Origin of the sequence: Streptomyces sp. NPDC048484, from assembly GCF_040651415.1 — a bacterium.
Taxonomy (GTDB): Bacteria; Actinomycetota; Actinomycetes; order Streptomycetales; family Streptomycetaceae; genus Streptomyces.
In genome coordinates, this window is sequence record NZ_JBEZJY010000021.1 from 142,606 (window position 1) to 158,817 (window position 16,212).

The window sequence follows — 16,212 nt, forward strand, 5'->3', positions numbered from 1 at the left end:
CTTCGTCACCCCTTCATCGCCCCCTGGAGCAGCCCCGCGATGAAGCTGCGCTGGAAGATGACGAACAGGATCAGGATCGGCAGCATGACGATGATCGTTCCCGCCGCCAGGGTGGGAATGTCCGTGCTGTTCTGACCGACGAAGAAGCCGAGACCCGCGGGCGCCGTGTGCTTGGTGGTGTCCTGGATGAGGACCAGCACCAGCAGGAACTGGTTCCACGACCACATGAAGACGAGCAGGCCGAGCGTCATCAGGGACGGGCGGGCCAGCGGGAGCAGGATCCGCACCAGGATCGTGGCCGACGAGGCGCCGTCGATCCGGGCCGCCTCCACCAGCGACGTGGGCGTCGACAGGAAGTGGGTGCGCATCCAGAACACGCTGAACGGCATGAACAGCGCGATCTCCACCAGGATCACGCCCAGATACGAGTTGGTCAGACCGAGGCCCCGCAGGTCGAAGTACAGGGGCACCACGATCAGCTCGACCGGGATCGTGAGGCCGGCGATGAAGAACGCCGCCACCGCGTTGCCGCCGGGAAGTTTCATGGTGCCCAGCGCGTAGCCCGCCAGCGAGGCGAGGACCAGGCAGGCGGGGACCACACCGACCGCGATGACGAGGCTGTGCCGAATGAGGTGGGAGAACCCGGCCACCGTCCACGCCTGCTCGTAGTTGTCCCAGCTCCACCGCTCCGGCCAGGTCAGGCCCACCACCGGAGTGCCCGCCGGCTGGAGCGAGGCGAGGAAGACACTGAGGAACGGGATCACGACGACGATCGCCATGACGGTCAGCAGCGCGTAGCCGGACCAGCGTTCCGAGCGCGCGACGGTGTTCATGTCTCGGTCCTCGACAGACGGTTGATGAGGTAGACGATCGCGAGTATCAGAATGCTCAGGACGACGGCCAGGGCCGCGGCGAGCCCCACCTTGCCCTCCGAGAACGCCAGCCGGTACACGAGAAGACCGGGGACCGTCGTCTGTTCGCCAGGGCCGCCGTTCGTCGTCACGTACACGATGTCGAAGCTGGCCAGCGCGGCCACCGTCGTGACGGTCATGGCGACGGCGATCTCCCCGCGCAGATGCGGCAGTGTCACGGACACGAACTCGCGGACCGGACCCGCGCCGTCGATCCGGGCCGCCTCGTACAGGCTGGGGTCCACCTTCTGCACGCCGCTGAGGAAGAGCATCATGCACAGGCCGCTCAGCACCCAGGTGCCGACGAGCCCCACGGCGATCAGCGCAGCGCCGAAGTCGCCCAGCCACGCGCGGGTCACACCGTCCAGTCCCACCGCGCGGAACGCCTGGTTGACCACCCCGTCGTCCCCGTACAGCCAGCGCCAGGTCACGCCGACCGCGACGAGTGGAACGACCTGCGGCAGCATGAACAGGAAGCGGTACGCCCCCATGCCGGGCCGCCGGTAGCGGGCCAGGAGGCCGGTCGACAGCAGCCCGAGAGCGATGGGCACGAAGGAGAAGAACACCACCAGCACCAGGGCGTTGACCACCGACTGGCGCAGGATCGGGTTCTGGAAGATCTCCGCGTAGTTGCCGAGACCGACCCAGTCGCCGAGCGTGACGCCGTCCCACTCGAACAGCGACAGATACGCCGTGTGCAGGGCGGGCAGTACCGCGAACGCGAAGTAGACGGCGAAGGCGGGCAGGACGTACAGGTACCCGCGCCACCGGCTCCGCCCGCGCACCGGCCGGCTGGGGGCCGGCGGCCTACTGACCATGATGGTCCTCCCACTCGTCCTGAAGAGAGTCGAGGTAGTCGGCCGGCTTCACGCGGTCCGCGATGAGCTTCTGGACGCCGGAGCGCAGCCTGTCGAGCTCCGCGGGCGCGGCGAAGTCGGGGAACGTGGTGATCCCGTCGTCGGCGACAGCCCGTTCGTGGCCCTCCGCGATGTCCGCGAGCACGCCTTCCGGCTTCTTCACGGCCTCGGGGTTGGGCGGCAGGAAGCCGTTGTCACTGATGATCTGGCCGGCCTCGGGTGAGGTCAGGAAGTCGAGGAACGCGCCCGCCGCCTGGGGGTGTTCGGTCTTGGACGATACGGCGTACGACACGCTGAACCCCGAGGCCACCGTGGGGGAGCCGGCCCGTTCGCCGGGCATCGGGAAGAAACCGACGTTGTCCCCCATGACGGTCGCCAGCTGCCCGGCCGCCCAGTTGCCGTTGATCAGGAAGACGCTGTCGCCCTTGGCGAACTGGGCGGTCGAGTCGACCTGCGCGGTGCCGTTCGCGGACGCGTTGTAGTACCCCTTGCGGCCCCACTCGACCATGAGTTCACTCGCCTTGACCGCGGCCGGATTCTCTATCGTGGCGCCCTTCTTGCCGTTCACCCAGTCCCAGTACTCGTCCGTGGGCATCAGCTGGTTGAGCAGGGCGGCCCACAGGTGCAGGCCGCCGGAGTCCAGCGCGCCGACGCCGAGCGGAGTCAGGTCCGCGTCCTTGGCCGCGGCGAGTTGCTCCTCGAACTCCGCCAGCGTCCTCGGCGGAGCGTCGATCCCGGCCCGTTCGGCGAGTTCCTTGTTGTAGTAGAGGCCCGTCATGGACAGTCCGGCCGGCACCCCGAAGAGCGCCCGCCCGCCGGTGGCCTCGCTGGTCCGCCCCGCGGTGAGCTGGTCGAGGCTCACCGGCGGAATGGCCTTGTCCCAGCCGTACGCCTCCCGGTAGGGCGCCAGGTCGAGGATGTGGCCGTCCGCCGCGAGGTCGGTCATACCGACCGCGTACTGCGCGATGTCGGGGGCGGTGTCGGAGGTCATGGTCAGTTTGAGGTTCTGGACGTAGTCCGAGAACGTCTTGTACTGCGGCTCGACGTCGATGTCGGGTTGTTTCTTCTCGAACGCGGCGATCAGTGCGTCGACCATCAGAGGGGCGTCGGCGAACTGCAGGCGCAGGGTGATGTCCCCGTCCGGCACGGCGGTCGAGGACGGCACGCTGGTGGGACCCGGCGCCGCCGTCGCGCTGCCCGGGGTGAGCGCCTCGCACGCGGTGAGCGGGAGCACCAGGGCGGCGGCGCAGACCGTCGCGGCGACGCGGCGGCGCACCCGGTGTGTGCTGTCCATCATCGGCCTCCTTGCGTGGTCTCGTCGGTCGGATCAGTACGTCGGATCGATACGTCGGATCGGTACGTCAGCCCCTCGGGCAGCGGTCCTTGAACCGCTCAAGGAGCGCGTTGTTGCGGTGCTCGGCGTCGCCGTCGGTGTTCTGACTGACGATCAACGGCGGTGCCTGTCCGTGGTGTTCGGCGAGCAACTGGGCCGCCCGGCAGGTCAGCGCGTTGACGAGGGCCGTCCCCAGCACGGTCGACAAAGCTCCCACCGCCAGGTCGCCCAGGGGCACCACCGTGTCACCCGGGCTGCCGTGGGTGTCGATGACGATGTCGGCGACGTCGAGCAGGCGCTGCCCGCCGGAGTGCCGTGAGACGGCGGCCAGGGAGTGGGCCCGGCTGGTGACGGCGACGACGGTCGCGCCCAGCTCCCGGGCGCCGAGGGCGAATTCGACGGGCACCGGGTTGATCCCGGAGTTGGAGATCACGACCACCACCTCGCCCGCCCTGATGTCCGCCGTACGCAGGATCGCCGCGGCGTAACCGCTGACGCGTTCGGCCGCGCCGGCGTGGCGCGGGGCGACGGGGGAGAGCGCCGGATCGGCGATGACGTCGACCGGTGCGAGGCCCCCGGCGCGCAGCAACGGTTCGATGGCGACGAGTTGCGAGTGACCGCTGCCGAAGTAGTGGACGACGCCCCCGGCGGCGACACTGTCCGCGACGGCCCTGGCGGCACGCTCGATCGCGGGCCGCTCGGCGGTGGCCAACGCGGTGAGGTTCTCCTGGAGGGCGGCGAAGTAGGCGAGATCGGCGTTCATCGTATCGAGGCCACCTGAGGTGTCGAACGGAGCCGCTGACGTGGCTGTGGACCGTACCACCGGCGTATGGAGATGCCCAGCCCCTCGGTCAACCCTGCTTCTTTCCGGTCGAGTTCCTTGACCGCTCCGCGTGGCGCGGCTAGCTTTTTGAGTTCCGTGGTACGTACCACAGTCAACTTCGTCAGGAGCGGTCCGGACGATGACACCTCGCCAGGAACCGGGCGCCGGAAACCAGGCCGCCCAGCAGCTGCTCGGGCGTCTCCTCGGGGACCGGGCCGCGGAGTTCACCGCCGACGTGGTCCCCCAGGGCCTCGGCCCCGACCGGTACGAGAACGACTGGTACGAGAACGACTGGTACGAGGTCGACGCCGGGCCGGCGGGCGTGACCCTGCGCGGGTCCAGCGGTGTCGCGGTCGCCTCGGCGCTGCGCTGGTATCTGCGGACCGGCTGCGGGACGCAGATCACCTGGGACGCCCCCGTCCCCCGGCTGCCGGACCGGCTGCCGCGCACCGGTACGGCAGCCCGCACGACCTCCCCCCACCTCCACCGCTACCACTTCAACGTGTGCACCTTCGGCTACACCACCGCCTTCTGGGACTGGGCGCGCTGGGAGCGCCACATCGACTGGATGGCCCTGCACGGAGTGACCACGCCGCTCGCGATGACGGGGCTGGAGGCGGCGTGGCAGCGGGCCCTGCTGAACGTCGGCCTCGACGACGAGACCGCCCGGCGCTTCCTCGGCGGGCCGGCCTACCTTCCGTGGAACTGGCTCGCCTCGCTCGACTCCTGGTCCGGCCCCCTGCCGCAGAGCTGGATCGACGGCCACACGGACCTCGGCCTGCGCATCCTGGACCGGGAACGCGCCCTGGGCATGCGGCCCGTCCTCCAGGGTTTCTCCGGGCACGTCCCCCGAGAACTGATCACGAACCGGGGCGCCCGGTCGACGACCCTTCCCTGGTGGGACTTCGAGGTCGGGATGCTGGACCCGCGCGACCCGCTCTTCGAGGAGTTCGGCACCACCCTGCTGACCGAGCAGACCCGGCTGTTCGGCACCGACCACCTCTACGCCGCCGACCCGTTCATCGAGACGACACCCCCGGTGAGCGACCCCGCCGACCTCGCCCGGGTCGCGCGGGCGGTGCACGGCGTCATGACCGCGGTGGACGACCGGGCCACCTGGGTGCTCCAGGCCTGGCCCTTCTCCTACCGCTCCCGCTACTGGACACCGGAACGGACCCGGGCCTTCCTCGACGCCATCCCGGACGACGGAATGCTCATCCTGGACCTGTGGGCCGAGCACCGGCCGGTCTGGCAGCGCACCGACGGCTACTCGGGAAAGCCATGGGTGTGGTGCATGCTCCACAGCCTCGGCGGCCGGCCGGGCCTCTACGGAAAACTGGACGAGATCGCCACCGGCGCCGCCCGGGCCCGCGACGACGCACGCGGCGGGTCGCTCGCCGGAGTCGGCGCGAGCATGGAGGCGTTCGGCGGCGATCCGGTCCTGTACGAGCTGCTCGCGGACGTCGCCTGGCAGGGCGCCGTCGACGACGTACAGGCCTGGCTGGAAACGTGGACGCGGGCCCGGTACGGCCGAGCGACCCCCGGACTGCTGCGCGCCTGGGAGCTGCTGCACGACAGCGTCTACGCGTCCGACGCCCCCGGCCCGCCGGGCTCGGTCGTCGTCGGCCGGCCCACGCTGGCGGGCGATCTGCGGCACGAACTGCCCGTTCACCTGGCCGGCCCCGCGTCTCCCGACCCGCCACCGGGACTGGCCGAGGCATGGGCACTGCTGGCCGACGAGGCGACAGAGCGGGACAGCGCCGGACCGCTCGGGCGGGACCTGTGCGACGTCACCGCGCAGGTGCTCACCCACGCGGCGTGCGAGCGGCAGTGGCAGGCGGCGGACGCGGCCCTGGCACGGGACGCCGACCGTTTCCACCGGGCCGCCGGTGAACTGCTCGACACCATCGAGGACCTGGACGTGCTGCTCGCCACCCGGCCCGAGTACCGGCTGGACGCCTGGCTGGCCGACGCCCGCAGCTGGGGCACCACCCCGGCCGAGGCCGACCTGTACGAGGCCGGCGCGCGGCGCCTGCTCACCCTCTGGGGCCACACCCGCAGCAAGCTGCACGACTACTCGGGCCGCCACTGGGCCGGCCTGGTCCGCACGTTCTACCTGCCCCGCTGGCAGAGCTGGTACGAGCACATCGCCCGGGCGCTGAAGACCGGATCCCCATACCCGGCAGAGGAGTTCGAGGCGACCCTGCTCGCCGAGGAGGAGCGGTGGGCGGCCGACCGGAGCGGGACGACGGCACCGGGACCGGACACCGCCGGAACGACCCTGGACGTGGTGCGTACGCTGATGCCCCGCTACCGCGTCTCCCGGGGATAGCGGACAGGTGCGAACCGCGGAGTGAATGTGACGGTCGAGGACAGGCTTTCAGACGACGGCCCGGCGACGGACTCCGACAAGACGGACTCCTACAAGCACGAGGCGCTGCGGCGACGGCTCCAGGCCGACATCGCCCGGATGCGCCCCGACGAGGCGCTGCCCACCGAACGGCAGCTCGCCGAACGGTACGACGTCAGCAGGGCGACCGCCCGGCGCGCGCTCCAGGCGCTCCGTGAGGACGGCCTCATCCGCAGTGTGCGGGGCGTGGGAACGTTCGTCTCCCACCCCCGGATCACCAAGACGTCGACGCTCACCTCGTTCTCCGAGGACCTGCGCTCGCGCGGCTACCGGCCCAGCGCCGAACTCCTCTCCGCGGAACTCGTCGAGGCCGACCTGCACCACTCCACCGCCCTGGGCGTCGATCCCGGCACCACCCTGCACCGCATCGAACGGCTGCGCCTGGGCGACGACTTCCCCATCTGCCTGGAGACGGTCTACCTCTCCGCCGAGCGCTTTCCGGACCTGGACGAGTCACTGCTCAAGGGCTCGCTCTCGGAAGCCCTGCAGATCACCCAGGGCGTCCGGGTCGTGCGCGCCACCCAGCAGATCCGCGCGGTGAACGTGACCGGCCGCCAGGCCCGGCTGCTCGGCATCAAGGAGGGCTCCGCGGCCCTGCTCGTCCGGCGCACGGCGTTCGACGGCACGGGGCACGTCGTGGAGTACGGCGAGTCCCTGTGCCGGGGCGACCTGTACGAGTTCTCGCTGGTGGTGACGGTGTAGCCGCTGTCGTGCCGCCTCCGTGCCGCTTCCGTGCCGCGCACGCTCTGCCGTCGGCGAATCTGCTGCGGGCCGAGATTCCTTCCGTGCCGCCGTCGGCGGACCGAGGGTGGATCCACCGCGGCGCACCGGGCCGCGCCACCACCAGGAGGAACGATGGCACTCAGCAGCACCGGGCTCGACCTCGGCTCCAGGACCGGGCTCGGCTCCGGCCGGGCCCAGGCCCTGGCACCGCGGGCCGAGGAGGGGGACACCCCGCCGTCACGGTTCGACGACCACCTCGCCGCCCAACTCCTCAACCAGCGCATCGTGTTCCTCGGCACCCAGGTCGACGAGGTCTCCGCGAACCGCGTCTGCGCGCAGCTGCTCCTGCTCTCCGCGGAGGACTCCCGCACCGACATCGGCCTCTACATCAACAGCCCGGGCGGTTCCGTGCACGCGGGCCTGGCGATCTACGACACGATGCGGCTCATCCCGAACGACGTGTCGACCCTGGCCATGGGATTCGCCGCGAGCATGGGGCAGTTCCTGCTCACCGTCGGCACCCGCGGCAAGCGCTACTCGCTCCCGAACTCGCGCGTCATGATGCACCAGCCCTCGGCAGGCATCGGCGGCACCACCGCCGACATCGCCATCCAGGCCGAGAACCTCCAGTTCACCAAGGAGACCATCGAGCGCATCACCGCCGAACACACCGGCCAGAGCGAGGAGACGATCTCCCGCGACGGCGACCGCGACCGCTGGTTCACGGCCGAACAGGCCAGGGAGTACGGCATGGTCGACCGGGTCGTCGAATCCCTCGACGACATCCGCCCGGCCTCCTCGAAGCGACGGATGGGACTCTGACATGAGCCAGTACACGATCCCCAGCGTCGTCGAACGCACCCCGCAGGGCGAGCGCGCGTACGACATCTACAGCAAGCTGCTCTCCGAGCGGATCATCTTCCTGGGCACCGAGATCGACGACGGCGTGGCCAACGTCGTCATCGCGCAACTGCTCCACCTGGAGTCGTCGGGCCCCGAGCGGGAGATCGCGATCTACCTCAACTCACCCGGCGGCTCGTTCACCTCGCTCATGGCCATCTACGACACGATGAGCTTCGTCAGCGCGCCCATCTCGACGTTCTGCGTCGGACAGGCCGCCTCGACCGCGGCGGTGCTCCTGGCAGGGGGAGACCCCGGCCGGCGTTTCATCCTGGAACACGCGCGGGTGCTGCTCGGCCAGCCCGCGAGCGGTGGTGCGCGGGGCACCGTCTCCGACCTGGGCCTCCAGGCCAAGGAGATGATCCGGATCCGCTCCCAGGTCGAGGAGGTCCTGTCCCTGCACACCCACCACTCCGTCGAGACCCTGCGCGCCGACATGGACCGCGACAAGGTCTTCACCGCGCGGGAGGCGGTGGCGTACGGGCTCGCCGACGAGGTGCTCAGCCGGCGACTGGCGTTCGCCGCCTGAGGAGTTCGCGTCAGGCGGCGAGACGGATGTCGCCGGACCGGGAGCGCGACTCCGTGCGGCGCGGCGCGGTGCGGGACCTGAGAGACCGGGGCTGGGCCTGCCGCACGAGGTGGCGGTGTGTCAGGGCCAGCAGATCGGCGAGGCCGAGCCCGAGCGCGTGCGCGGCGGCCGCGAGAACCTCGGACGAGGCCTCCTTGCGGCCGCGCTCCAGCTCGGAGAGGTACGGCATCGAGATACGGGCCGTCTCGGCGACCTCCTTGAGCGTCCGCTCCTGCGCGAGCCGCTCCCGCCGCAGGACGTCACCCACGGCGTCCCGCCACAAGGGCTCCCTGGGTGCACGTTCCGCGGGTTCTGTGGGGTCCGTGGGTTTTGCCGTTCTCGCAGGCGCGACCGGCTCGGCCGGAACGGGGCGCAGGGGAATGACGCGGGCTCGGTTCGACGCGTGGCTGCTCACCTCCCCACCTTAAGAAGTGAGGCCCGGTTCAGGGAGGCCACCGCGTTCCGCCCTCGGCGAATCACCGGTCCCGGCCGTGGCGTTCAGTGCAGGTGCGGCTCGTCCCGGTGCACGGGTCCGTGCGCGACCTCGCAGTGCGTGTCATCGACGGAGCGGCCGGTGCGGACATCCAGAACGTCCGCGGGGGCGTGGTCGACCTGCAGGGTGGCGTGGCTGATCTCGTAGTCGCACTGCAGGATCTTCTCCAGGTCCCGGCGCACCGTGTGGCAGTCCGCGACGGGTTCGACCAGGACGTGCGCGGACAGCGCCGGCTGCCCCGACGTGATGGTCCACACGTGGAGGTCGTGCACTTCGGAGACCGAGGAGTGCGCGGCCAGCCGGTCCCCGATGACGTCCGGGTCCAGATGCGCGGGCGCCGCCTCCAGGAAGATCCGCCCCGACTCCCGTACGAGCCCGTAGCCGGCCTTGAACATGAGGGCCACCACGACCAGCGTGGCGATGGCGTCGGCCCGAGCGAACCCGGTCAGCAGCACCACGAGACCGGCGACGGCGGTGCCGATGAACGCGAACAGGTCGTTGAGGATGTGCTGGTAGGCACCCTCGACGTTGAGCGAGGTGCGGTTGGCCTTCGAGATGCACCAGGCTGCCGCCACGTTCACCACGATTCCCGCCAGGGCGGTGTAGAACATCAGCCCGCCCTCCACCGCGGGCGGATCGACCAGCCGCCGCACCGCCTCGTACGCCAGCCAGGCGCCGAGCAGCAGCAGCGTCAGTCCGTTCGCCTGGGCGGAGAGGATCTCGGCCCGCTTCAGGCCGTAGGTGAAGCCGCCGCGGGCCGGCCGCTCGGCCAGCCGCATCGCGATGAGCGCCAGCACGATGGACACGGCGTCGGTGAGCATGTGCGCGGCGTCGGAGATCAGGGCGAGCGACTGGGCGACGACGCCGATCACCACCTCGACCGCCATGAACGAGGCGATCAGTGTCAGAGCGATCGCGAGCCAGCGGCGGTCCGCGTCCGCGGTGACACCGTGCGAGTGCCCCGCGTGCCCGCCCGCCCCGTTCTCGTGGCCCTGGTGCGCGCTGGTCATGAGCGTCCCCCTCGATCCGGTGTCCGACCCCCGCAGTGAAGCGCACTTGGCGGAGATCGGCAAAGGCTGCATCGGTGACCGTTGTCATCACCGTTAACAGGCCTCTGACCTGCGGCGATGGTCTGCTCGGGGTCTGCGCGGCGGGCTGCTCGACGGTCTGCGGGGAGGAGCTCCGGTGGGGCCGACGGGGCTGGGGTCAGGCGCCGAAGAGCTGTGTCCAGTACGTGCCCGCCGAGCCGCCGCCGGCGAAGCCGACGCCTATGTGCGTGAACGCGGGCTTGAGGATGTTGGCGCGATGGCCCGGGCTGTCCATCCAGCCCCGTACGACTTCGGCGGGGGAGCGCTGGCCGCAGGCGATGTTCTCGCCGATGGTGCGGCGGGTGCTGCCCGCGGCGGCGGCCCGGTGCCAGGGCTCGCTGCCGTCGGGTGAGGTGTGGGAGTAGAAGGCCCGGGCCACCATGTCCGCGCTGTGGGCCTGCGCCGCCCTGGTGAGCGGAGCGTCCTCGGCCAGCGGCGGCAGACCTGCCGCGGCCCGCTCGGCGTTGGTGAGCGCGACGACCTCGGCGGTGGTCCGCGCCAGCCCGGCGGGGGTCAGGGGCCTGGCCCACAGTGCGGTCCAGTAGAGCGTCCCGGACCGGCTGTCGGGCACGCAGGCCACGCCGGCCTCGGTGAACGCGGAGTCCTGGACCGTTCGGCGGGACTGCTCGCCCGAGAGGCAGTACTCCACGAACTCCGCCGGATCGCGCGGACCGGAGACGAGATGCTCGCCGATGGTGAGATACGCGTAGCCCCCGGCGGTGACGCGCTGGTGGACGGAGAGTCCGTCGGCACCCTCGGAGCCCAGGCGGCCTCGCGCCGCCATCCCCGCGGCGTGCGCCCGCGCGGCGGCGGTCAGCCGGGCGTCGAGTGCCACGGGCGGGGAGCCGGCGGCGGCGCGGGCGGAGTTCACGAGGCCCAGAAAGCCGTCGGCAACGGGACCGCCGGGCCCGGACCCGGTTCCGGAACCAGCGGCTCCGGGGCCGGCGGGTGCGCCACGGGTACCTCCGGCGTCCCGGAGCCGCCCGAGTGCGACACGCGCGGCGCCCCCGGGGCCGGCGCTTGCGGCGGCGGTGTCCGAGCCGGCCCCCGCGTCGGCGTCCTCGCTCACCTCGACGCCGAAGTCACGCGCGATCCCCGCCAGCCCGTCGGCGTACCCCTGGCCCAGTGCGCGCAGCTTCCAGGCGGTCCCGCGGCGGTAGATCTCCGCCAGGAGCAGCACGGTCTCCTGTCGCGGGCGCGGCGGGGTGAACCGGGCGAGCACACGGCCACCCGGGCCGGTGACCAGCAGGGCCGGCGCGGGCAGCCGTCCCAGCGCGGTGCCGGGCTCGGCGGGGCTGACGACGACGGTGACGCGGCTCGACCCCGCCCGCAGCGCGGTCGGATCGACCGTGAGGGTCTCCCCGCTCAGGCGCGCGCCCGGAGCGGCCGGCTGGTTGTAGAACACGAAGTCGCCGTCATCCCGCACCGTGCCGCTGTCGTCCGTGACGAGCGCCGACATGTCGAACGGGCCGGGCACCCGGAGGGTCAGGACGCCGCCGGGCAGGGGCAGGTTTCCACCAGGGACCAACTCGCTCATCGCGCCGCCTGTCGGGGTGCCGGATCACTGTGCGCGCCCCGTGGGGCGTCGATTCGGACAACGCCCCACGGGTGTGCGTGGGTTCCTGGTACCCGGATGCCGGTCAGCCGCGGGCGACCGCTGTCGCGGCTGCTGTGGCTGACGGGGCTGTCGAGGCCGTCGCCGGCTTGCCGCAGAACGTCGACTCCAGCGTGCGGGCCATGGTGTTGAGGACGGTCGCGTTGTTGGACGTGTTGGCGAGCGCCGTGACACTGCGCGCGCCGTCCTTCGACGTGAACGCGTATGTGTAGTAGCCCTGCACGGTGCCCGTGTGGCCGTACACCGAGACGCCGCACGACAGATCACGCCGGCGCAGACCGAGCCCGTACCCTTGGGTGCTGTTGACGGTCACCCACTTCTGCATCTGCGCGAGCTGCGCGGCCGACGTCAGCTCGCCGCGCAGCAGTGCGGACAAGAAGGTGTCCAGGTCCCGGGTGCTGGAGATGACCGCGCCCGCGCTCTGTGCCCACGAGACGGTCTGCTCGGTCGAGTCCACGAGCGCCGCACCGGCCTCGTCGGGCGTGAGATAGCCGTTGGCGTGCCGGCCGGCGATCGCCGTCTCCGGGTGCACGTAGGAGGTGTCATTGAGGCCGAGCGGTTCGATGATGCGGGTCTGGTACGCGGACCGCACGGACTTCCCGGTGAGCTTCTCGATGAGCATGCCCGCGACGACGAAGTTGGTGTTGGAGTACGCGTAGGCGGCGCCCGGCGCGTTGCCGAGGGGCTGCTTCAGGGACAGGTCCACCAGTTCCTGATAGCTGAAGACCTTGTCGCGTACCGCCTCGAAGCCCGGGACCGTACGGGCGAACATGGTGTTGGTGTAGTCGTACAGGCCGCTGCGGTGGCTCAGCACATGGCGCACCGTGATCCGGTCGTCGGGGAGCAGCCCCGGGAGATAGGTGTTGACGGAGGTGTCCAGGCCGAGCGCGCCCTCGTCGACCAGCTGCAGCAGGACCACGGCGGAGAAGGTCTTGGTGACGCTGCCGATGCGGAAGCGGTCGGCGTTGTCGATGGCCCGTCCGGTGGCCTTGTCCGCGATGCCCTCGGCCACGTTCTGGACCGTGCCGTGGTCGTCGATACGCGCGATGGCACCGGGCGCTCCCTGCGTCAGGGCCGTTCGCAGCACCTCACGCAGCCCCGCGACGTCGGGCTCCGCGAGGTCCTCGGCCTTGGCCGCGGAACTGCCCCGTACGCTGCTGCTCTGCACGGAACTGCCCTGTACGGGACCGTTGTCGACGTCGGCAGCCGCCGCGGCGTCGTGTGCGGGAACAGCCAGGACGGACAGCAGGACCGCCCCCAGCGCCGCCGTACCCTTGACCGTCATTCCTGAGACCATCTGTGTCGTTCTCCCCGTCGTCGTCCGCCGAGCGGATTCAGGTGCGAGCCGCGCCGCGGTGCGCGGCGTCAGCACCATACCTACGCGCCGGACGCGCCGACGGGTTGCATCGGCGCGGGTGAATCTCCGGTGGTCGGCGTGTGAGTCTTTGGCGATCGGGCGTGGTGCGGTGCCGACCTGTCACCCACCGGGGCGGCTCTGCGCACCGCCGTCGCCTGAACGGACCCGCGGCCGGGGGCGGCGTCCTGCGGGGCACGGACCAGGTGCCAGACTGCCCTCATGGACGAGCGCGAATTCAGCAGGTCGGGACAGCACGCATCGGTCGTCGGACTCGGCACCTGGCAACTCGGTGCCGACTGGGGTGATGTGGACGAAAAGGACGCCCTGGCGGTCCTGGAGGCCGCCGCCGAGTCGGGGGTGACGTTCTTCGACACGGCCGACGTGTACGGCGACGGGCGCAGTGAGGAGACCATCGCCACCTTCCTGAGCAGCCGGCCCGACCTGCATGTGCTGGTCGCCACGAAGATGGGCCGTCGGGTCGACCAGGTCCCCGAGAACTACGTTCTGGACAACTTCCGTGCCTGGAACGACCGTTCGCGCCGCAACCTCGGCGTCGACCGCATCGACCTGGTGCAGCTGCACTGCCCGCCGACCCCGGTGTATTCGTCGGACGAGGTGTTCGACGCCCTCGACACCCTTGTCGAGGAGGAGCGCATCGCGGCGTACGGCGTGAGCGTCGAGACCTGTGACGAGGCGCTGACCGCGATCGCCCGTCCGGGCGTGGCCAGTGTGCAGATCATCCTCAACCCGTTCCGTATGAAGCCCCTCCAACGTGTCCTGCCCGCGGCGCGGGAAGCCGGTGTCGGCATCATCGCCCGTGTTCCGCTCGCCTCCGGCCTGCTCTCCGGCAAGTACACGAAGGACACGGTCTTCGCGGAGAACGACCACCGCACGTTCAACCGTCACGGCGAGGCCTTCGACCAGGGCGAGACGTTCTCCGGCGTCGACTACGCCACCGGTGTCGAGGCGGCGGCCGAGTTCTCCGCGCTCGCCCCGGAGGGTGTCACCCCGGCGCAGCTGGCGCTGGCCTGGATCGGCCGGCAGCCGGGCGTGACCACGGTGATCCCCGGCGCCCGCTCACCCGAGCAGGCCCGCGCCAACGCGGCGGCCGGCAAGCTCCCGCCGCTGTCCACCGAGACCCTGACGGCGATCTCGGACCTGTACGAGCGCCGCATCAAGGAGCAGGTGGAAGCCCGCTGGTGACAGCTGCCCGAGGGCAGTGGTCATGAGCTGAGCGCGCGGTTCCCCGCGCCTCCGTGGGGCGACCCCCATGAGGGGCCCGGGGAACCGCGCGACCAGCCACAGGTCCTTCAGCGGTCCTTGTCCGGCGGACCCAGCCAAGCGGAACCGCGAGTGCCGCGGCGCAGCGGGTCGGACGAAGCGCGCATCGACCTCAACGCCAGGAGCAGTACGGCGATGTCGTCGAAATAGGCCGGGTCGGGTATCAGATCGGTCGGAAGCACGACGTAGGCGATCGCACCCCAGAAGATCCAGCGGGGCCCGGTCGGCAATCCGGCGCGGCGCAGGTTCCGCCGGGTGCGGACCAGCCGGACGGTGAGGACGATCGCCGCCGCGAGTGCCGCCGCCAGTACGGCCGCGACGACGAGGACGAGAATCCACGTGTTGGTGTCCATGAGTCCTTCCCTGGCTCGACCAGTGCTGCAGTACAGATGCCCAGGTTCGCCCCGTCATCACAGTTGAGCCGGTCCGACACGCGGCGCGGCCCGACACGCGGCGCGGTGCGTCGAAGCGCCGCTCGCCGCACACCTATTCTGTGTTGTCGCTCCGTGCTGTCGGTCGACCACCTTGAGTGAACAGTGGGATGTGTGCGTTGAAGATCGCCTGTGTCGGCGGCGGACCCGCCGGCTTGTACTTCTCGATCCTGATGAAACGTCAGGACCCGGACCACGAGATCACCGTCCACGAACGGAACCCGGCCGGTTCGACGTACGGATGGGGGGTGACGTACTGGGGGAGTCTGCTCGACAAACTGGAGGCGGGCGACCCCGAGTCGGCGCGCGCCGTCAAGGAGAGCTCGGTCCGCTGGAGTGACGGTGTCGCGCACATCGGCGACCGCAGCACCACACACCACGGCGACGAGGGCTTCGGTATCGGCCGCGGCCGGCTGCTGGACATCCTCGCCGAGCGGGCCCGGTCCCTGGGGGTACGGGTCGAGTTCGAGGACGAGATCGCCGACGGGGCCGCACTCCCGGACGCCGACCTGGTCGTCGCCTGCGACGGTGTCCGCAGCGGGGTGCGCGAGCGCCACGCCGCCCGCTTCGGCACGGACGTCGCGCTCGGCCGGAACATCTACATCTGGCTGGGCACCACGAAGGTCTTCGAGGCGTTCACCTTCGCCTTCGTGGAGACACCGCACGGCTGGATCTGGTGCTACGCCTACGGGTACGGCGAGGGCCGCAGCACCTGTGTCGTCGAGTGCTCGCCAAAGACGTGGACGGGCCTCGGCCTCGACCGGGCCGACGAGGCGGGGGGACTCGCGCTCCTCGAGCAGCTCTTCGTCAAGCTGTTGGACGGCCATCGGCTGATCGGCCGGGCGAGTGCCGGCGGCAGCGCGCAGTGGCTCAACTTCCGCACCCTCACCAACCGCGTCTGGTCCCACGGCAACGTCGTCCTGCTCGGCGACGCCGCCCACACCACGCACTACTCCATCGGGGCGGGCACCACCCTCGCCCTGGAGGACGCCATCGCCCTCGCCGGGGCCCTGAGCACGCGATCCGGGGACGGGCAGGCCGAACTCGCCCCGGCCCTCGACGCGTACGAGAAGGAACGCAAGGCAGCGCTGCTGGCAGTGCAGAGCGCGGCCCGCCACAGCGCCCAGTGGTACGAGAACCTGCCGCGCTACATCGCGCTGCCTCCCGCGCAGATGTTCGCGCTCCTCGGCCAGCGGCACTCTCCGCTGCTGCCGTACGTGCCGCCGCAGCTCTACTACCGGATCGACCGGGCGGCCGGGCGGGTCGAGTCCCTGCGCAGGCTCAAGCGCTGGCTGGGCCCGAAGGTGGCACGGACCCTGCACGGAGCGAAGCAGGGCACGAAGCACGGCATGAAAAGCTGACGCCACGTCAACAAGGTGTCCTTTTGGCGGGAATGGCCCTGTTGCCCACGGGCCGGGTGAT

The 16,212-nt window shown here is 70.9% G+C and carries 15 protein-coding genes; 6 read left to right on the top strand and 9 right to left on the bottom strand.

The features are described from left to right. Window positions 1–5: 5 nt before the first annotated feature. The 4 genes from AB0D14_RS22320 to AB0D14_RS22335 form a co-directional block, all read right to left on the bottom strand. Window positions 6–833 (bottom strand): carbohydrate ABC transporter permease, encoded by an 828-nt coding sequence (locus tag AB0D14_RS22320; RefSeq protein WP_362781553.1) that lies wholly within the window; start codon window positions 831–833, stop codon window positions 6–8. Beyond that, on the bottom strand, window positions 830–1,729 hold the full coding sequence (locus AB0D14_RS22325) for a sugar ABC transporter permease (RefSeq protein ID WP_362781555.1): 900 nt from the start codon (window positions 1,727–1,729) through the stop codon (window positions 830–832). The genes AB0D14_RS22320 and AB0D14_RS22325 overlap by 4 nt, the downstream gene beginning before the upstream one ends. Further along, window positions 1,719–3,065, bottom strand: coding sequence for an extracellular solute-binding protein (locus AB0D14_RS22330; protein ID WP_362781557.1), 1,347 nt, complete (start codon window positions 3,063–3,065; stop codon window positions 1,719–1,721). Before AB0D14_RS22330 ends, AB0D14_RS22325 begins: the two co-directional genes overlap by 11 nt. Window positions 3,066–3,129: 64 nt before the next feature. Next, window positions 3,130–3,864: a sugar isomerase domain-containing protein gene (locus AB0D14_RS22335; protein ID WP_362781559.1), complete on the bottom strand. Its 735-nt coding sequence runs from the start codon at window positions 3,862–3,864 to the stop codon at window positions 3,130–3,132. 199 nt (window positions 3,865–4,063) lie between these two features. Here AB0D14_RS22335 and AB0D14_RS22340 point away from each other — a divergent pair, with 199 nt between their 5' ends. The 4 genes from AB0D14_RS22340 (at window position 4,064) to AB0D14_RS22355 (ending at window position 8,486) form a co-directional block, all read left to right on the top strand. Beyond that, the gene (locus AB0D14_RS22340; protein WP_362781561.1) at window positions 4,064–6,256 is read left to right on the top strand and encodes an alpha-N-acetylglucosaminidase; all 2,193 of its coding nucleotides are present in this window, start codon (window positions 4,064–4,066) and stop codon (window positions 6,254–6,256) included. 27 nt (window positions 6,257–6,283) lie between these two features. Beyond that, a complete protein-coding gene (locus AB0D14_RS22345; protein WP_362781562.1) occupies window positions 6,284–7,036 on the top strand; it encodes a GntR family transcriptional regulator in 753 nt (250 codons plus the stop codon). Window positions 7,037–7,189: 153 nt separating this feature from the next. Then, a complete protein-coding gene (locus AB0D14_RS22350) occupies window positions 7,190–7,879 on the top strand; it encodes an ATP-dependent Clp protease proteolytic subunit (protein ID WP_362781564.1) in 690 nt (229 codons plus the stop codon). Window position 7,880: 1 nt separating this feature from the next. Then, window positions 7,881–8,486 carry an ATP-dependent Clp protease proteolytic subunit gene (locus tag AB0D14_RS22355; RefSeq protein WP_362781565.1) on the top strand — a complete coding sequence of 202 codons (606 nt, stop codon included), beginning with the start codon at window positions 7,881–7,883 and terminating at the stop codon, window positions 8,484–8,486. 10 nt (window positions 8,487–8,496) lie between these two features. On the opposite strand, the gene AB0D14_RS22360 is transcribed toward AB0D14_RS22355, so the two are convergent. The 4 genes from AB0D14_RS22360 to AB0D14_RS22375 form a co-directional block, all read right to left on the bottom strand. Beyond that, window positions 8,497–8,940 carry a helix-turn-helix transcriptional regulator gene (locus AB0D14_RS22360; protein WP_362781567.1) on the bottom strand — a complete coding sequence of 148 codons (444 nt, stop codon included), beginning with the start codon at window positions 8,938–8,940 and terminating at the stop codon, window positions 8,497–8,499. An 83-nt stretch (window positions 8,941–9,023) separates the two neighbouring features. Continuing rightward, window positions 9,024–10,028 (bottom strand): cation diffusion facilitator family transporter, encoded by a 1,005-nt coding sequence (locus AB0D14_RS22365; protein ID WP_362781569.1) that lies wholly within the window; start codon window positions 10,026–10,028, stop codon window positions 9,024–9,026. A 196-nt stretch (window positions 10,029–10,224) separates the two neighbouring features. Next, window positions 10,225–11,643: a CAP domain-containing protein gene (locus AB0D14_RS22370; protein WP_362781571.1), complete on the bottom strand. Its 1,419-nt coding sequence runs from the start codon at window positions 11,641–11,643 to the stop codon at window positions 10,225–10,227. Between the two features lie 103 nt (window positions 11,644–11,746). Then, the gene (locus tag AB0D14_RS22375; protein ID WP_362781572.1) at window positions 11,747–13,006 is read right to left on the bottom strand and encodes a serine hydrolase domain-containing protein; all 1,260 of its coding nucleotides are present in this window, start codon (window positions 13,004–13,006) and stop codon (window positions 11,747–11,749) included. A 291-nt stretch (window positions 13,007–13,297) separates the two neighbouring features. On the opposite strand from AB0D14_RS22375, the gene AB0D14_RS22380 reads away from it, so the two are divergent. Next, on the top strand, window positions 13,298–14,281 hold the full coding sequence (locus AB0D14_RS22380) for an aldo/keto reductase (protein WP_362781574.1): 984 nt from the start codon (window positions 13,298–13,300) through the stop codon (window positions 14,279–14,281). A 107-nt stretch (window positions 14,282–14,388) separates the two neighbouring features. Here AB0D14_RS22380 and AB0D14_RS22385 read toward each other — a convergent pair whose 3' ends face one another. Next, on the bottom strand, window positions 14,389–14,712 hold the full coding sequence (locus AB0D14_RS22385) for a YkvA family protein (RefSeq protein ID WP_362781576.1): 324 nt from the start codon (window positions 14,710–14,712) through the stop codon (window positions 14,389–14,391). 197 nt (window positions 14,713–14,909) lie between these two features. On the opposite strand from AB0D14_RS22385, the gene AB0D14_RS22390 reads away from it, so the two are divergent. Next, entirely contained in the window at window positions 14,910–16,151 is a 1,242-nt protein-coding gene (locus tag AB0D14_RS22390; protein WP_362781622.1) for an FAD-dependent monooxygenase, read from the top strand. Window positions 16,152–16,212: the final 61 nt, after the last annotated feature.

Coding starts and splice junctions, on each gene's coding strand:
- AB0D14_RS22320 (WP_362781553.1), bottom strand. CDS start 833: ATGAACACCGTCGCGCGCTCGGAACGCTGGTCCGGCTACGCGCTGCTG.
- AB0D14_RS22325 (WP_362781555.1), bottom strand. CDS start 1,729: ATGGTCAGTAGGCCGCCGGCCCCCAGCCGGCCGGTGCGCGGGCGGAGC.
- AB0D14_RS22330 (WP_362781557.1), bottom strand. CDS start 3,065: ATGATGGACAGCACACACCGGGTGCGCCGCCGCGTCGCCGCGACGGTC.
- AB0D14_RS22335 (WP_362781559.1), bottom strand. CDS start 3,864: ATGAACGCCGATCTCGCCTACTTCGCCGCCCTCCAGGAGAACCTCACC.
- AB0D14_RS22340 (WP_362781561.1), top strand. CDS start 4,064: ATGACACCTCGCCAGGAACCGGGCGCCGGAAACCAGGCCGCCCAGCAG.
- AB0D14_RS22350 (WP_362781564.1), top strand. CDS start 7,190: ATGGCACTCAGCAGCACCGGGCTCGACCTCGGCTCCAGGACCGGGCTC.
- AB0D14_RS22355 (WP_362781565.1), top strand. CDS start 7,881: ATGAGCCAGTACACGATCCCCAGCGTCGTCGAACGCACCCCGCAGGGC.
- AB0D14_RS22365 (WP_362781569.1), bottom strand. CDS start 10,028: ATGACCAGCGCGCACCAGGGCCACGAGAACGGGGCGGGCGGGCACGCG.
- AB0D14_RS22370 (WP_362781571.1), bottom strand. CDS start 11,643: ATGAGCGAGTTGGTCCCTGGTGGAAACCTGCCCCTGCCCGGCGGCGTC.
- AB0D14_RS22375 (WP_362781572.1), bottom strand. CDS start 13,006: ATGACGGTCAAGGGTACGGCGGCGCTGGGGGCGGTCCTGCTGTCCGTC.
- AB0D14_RS22380 (WP_362781574.1), top strand. CDS start 13,298: ATGGACGAGCGCGAATTCAGCAGGTCGGGACAGCACGCATCGGTCGTC.
- AB0D14_RS22385 (WP_362781576.1), bottom strand. CDS start 14,712: ATGGACACCAACACGTGGATTCTCGTCCTCGTCGTCGCGGCCGTACTG.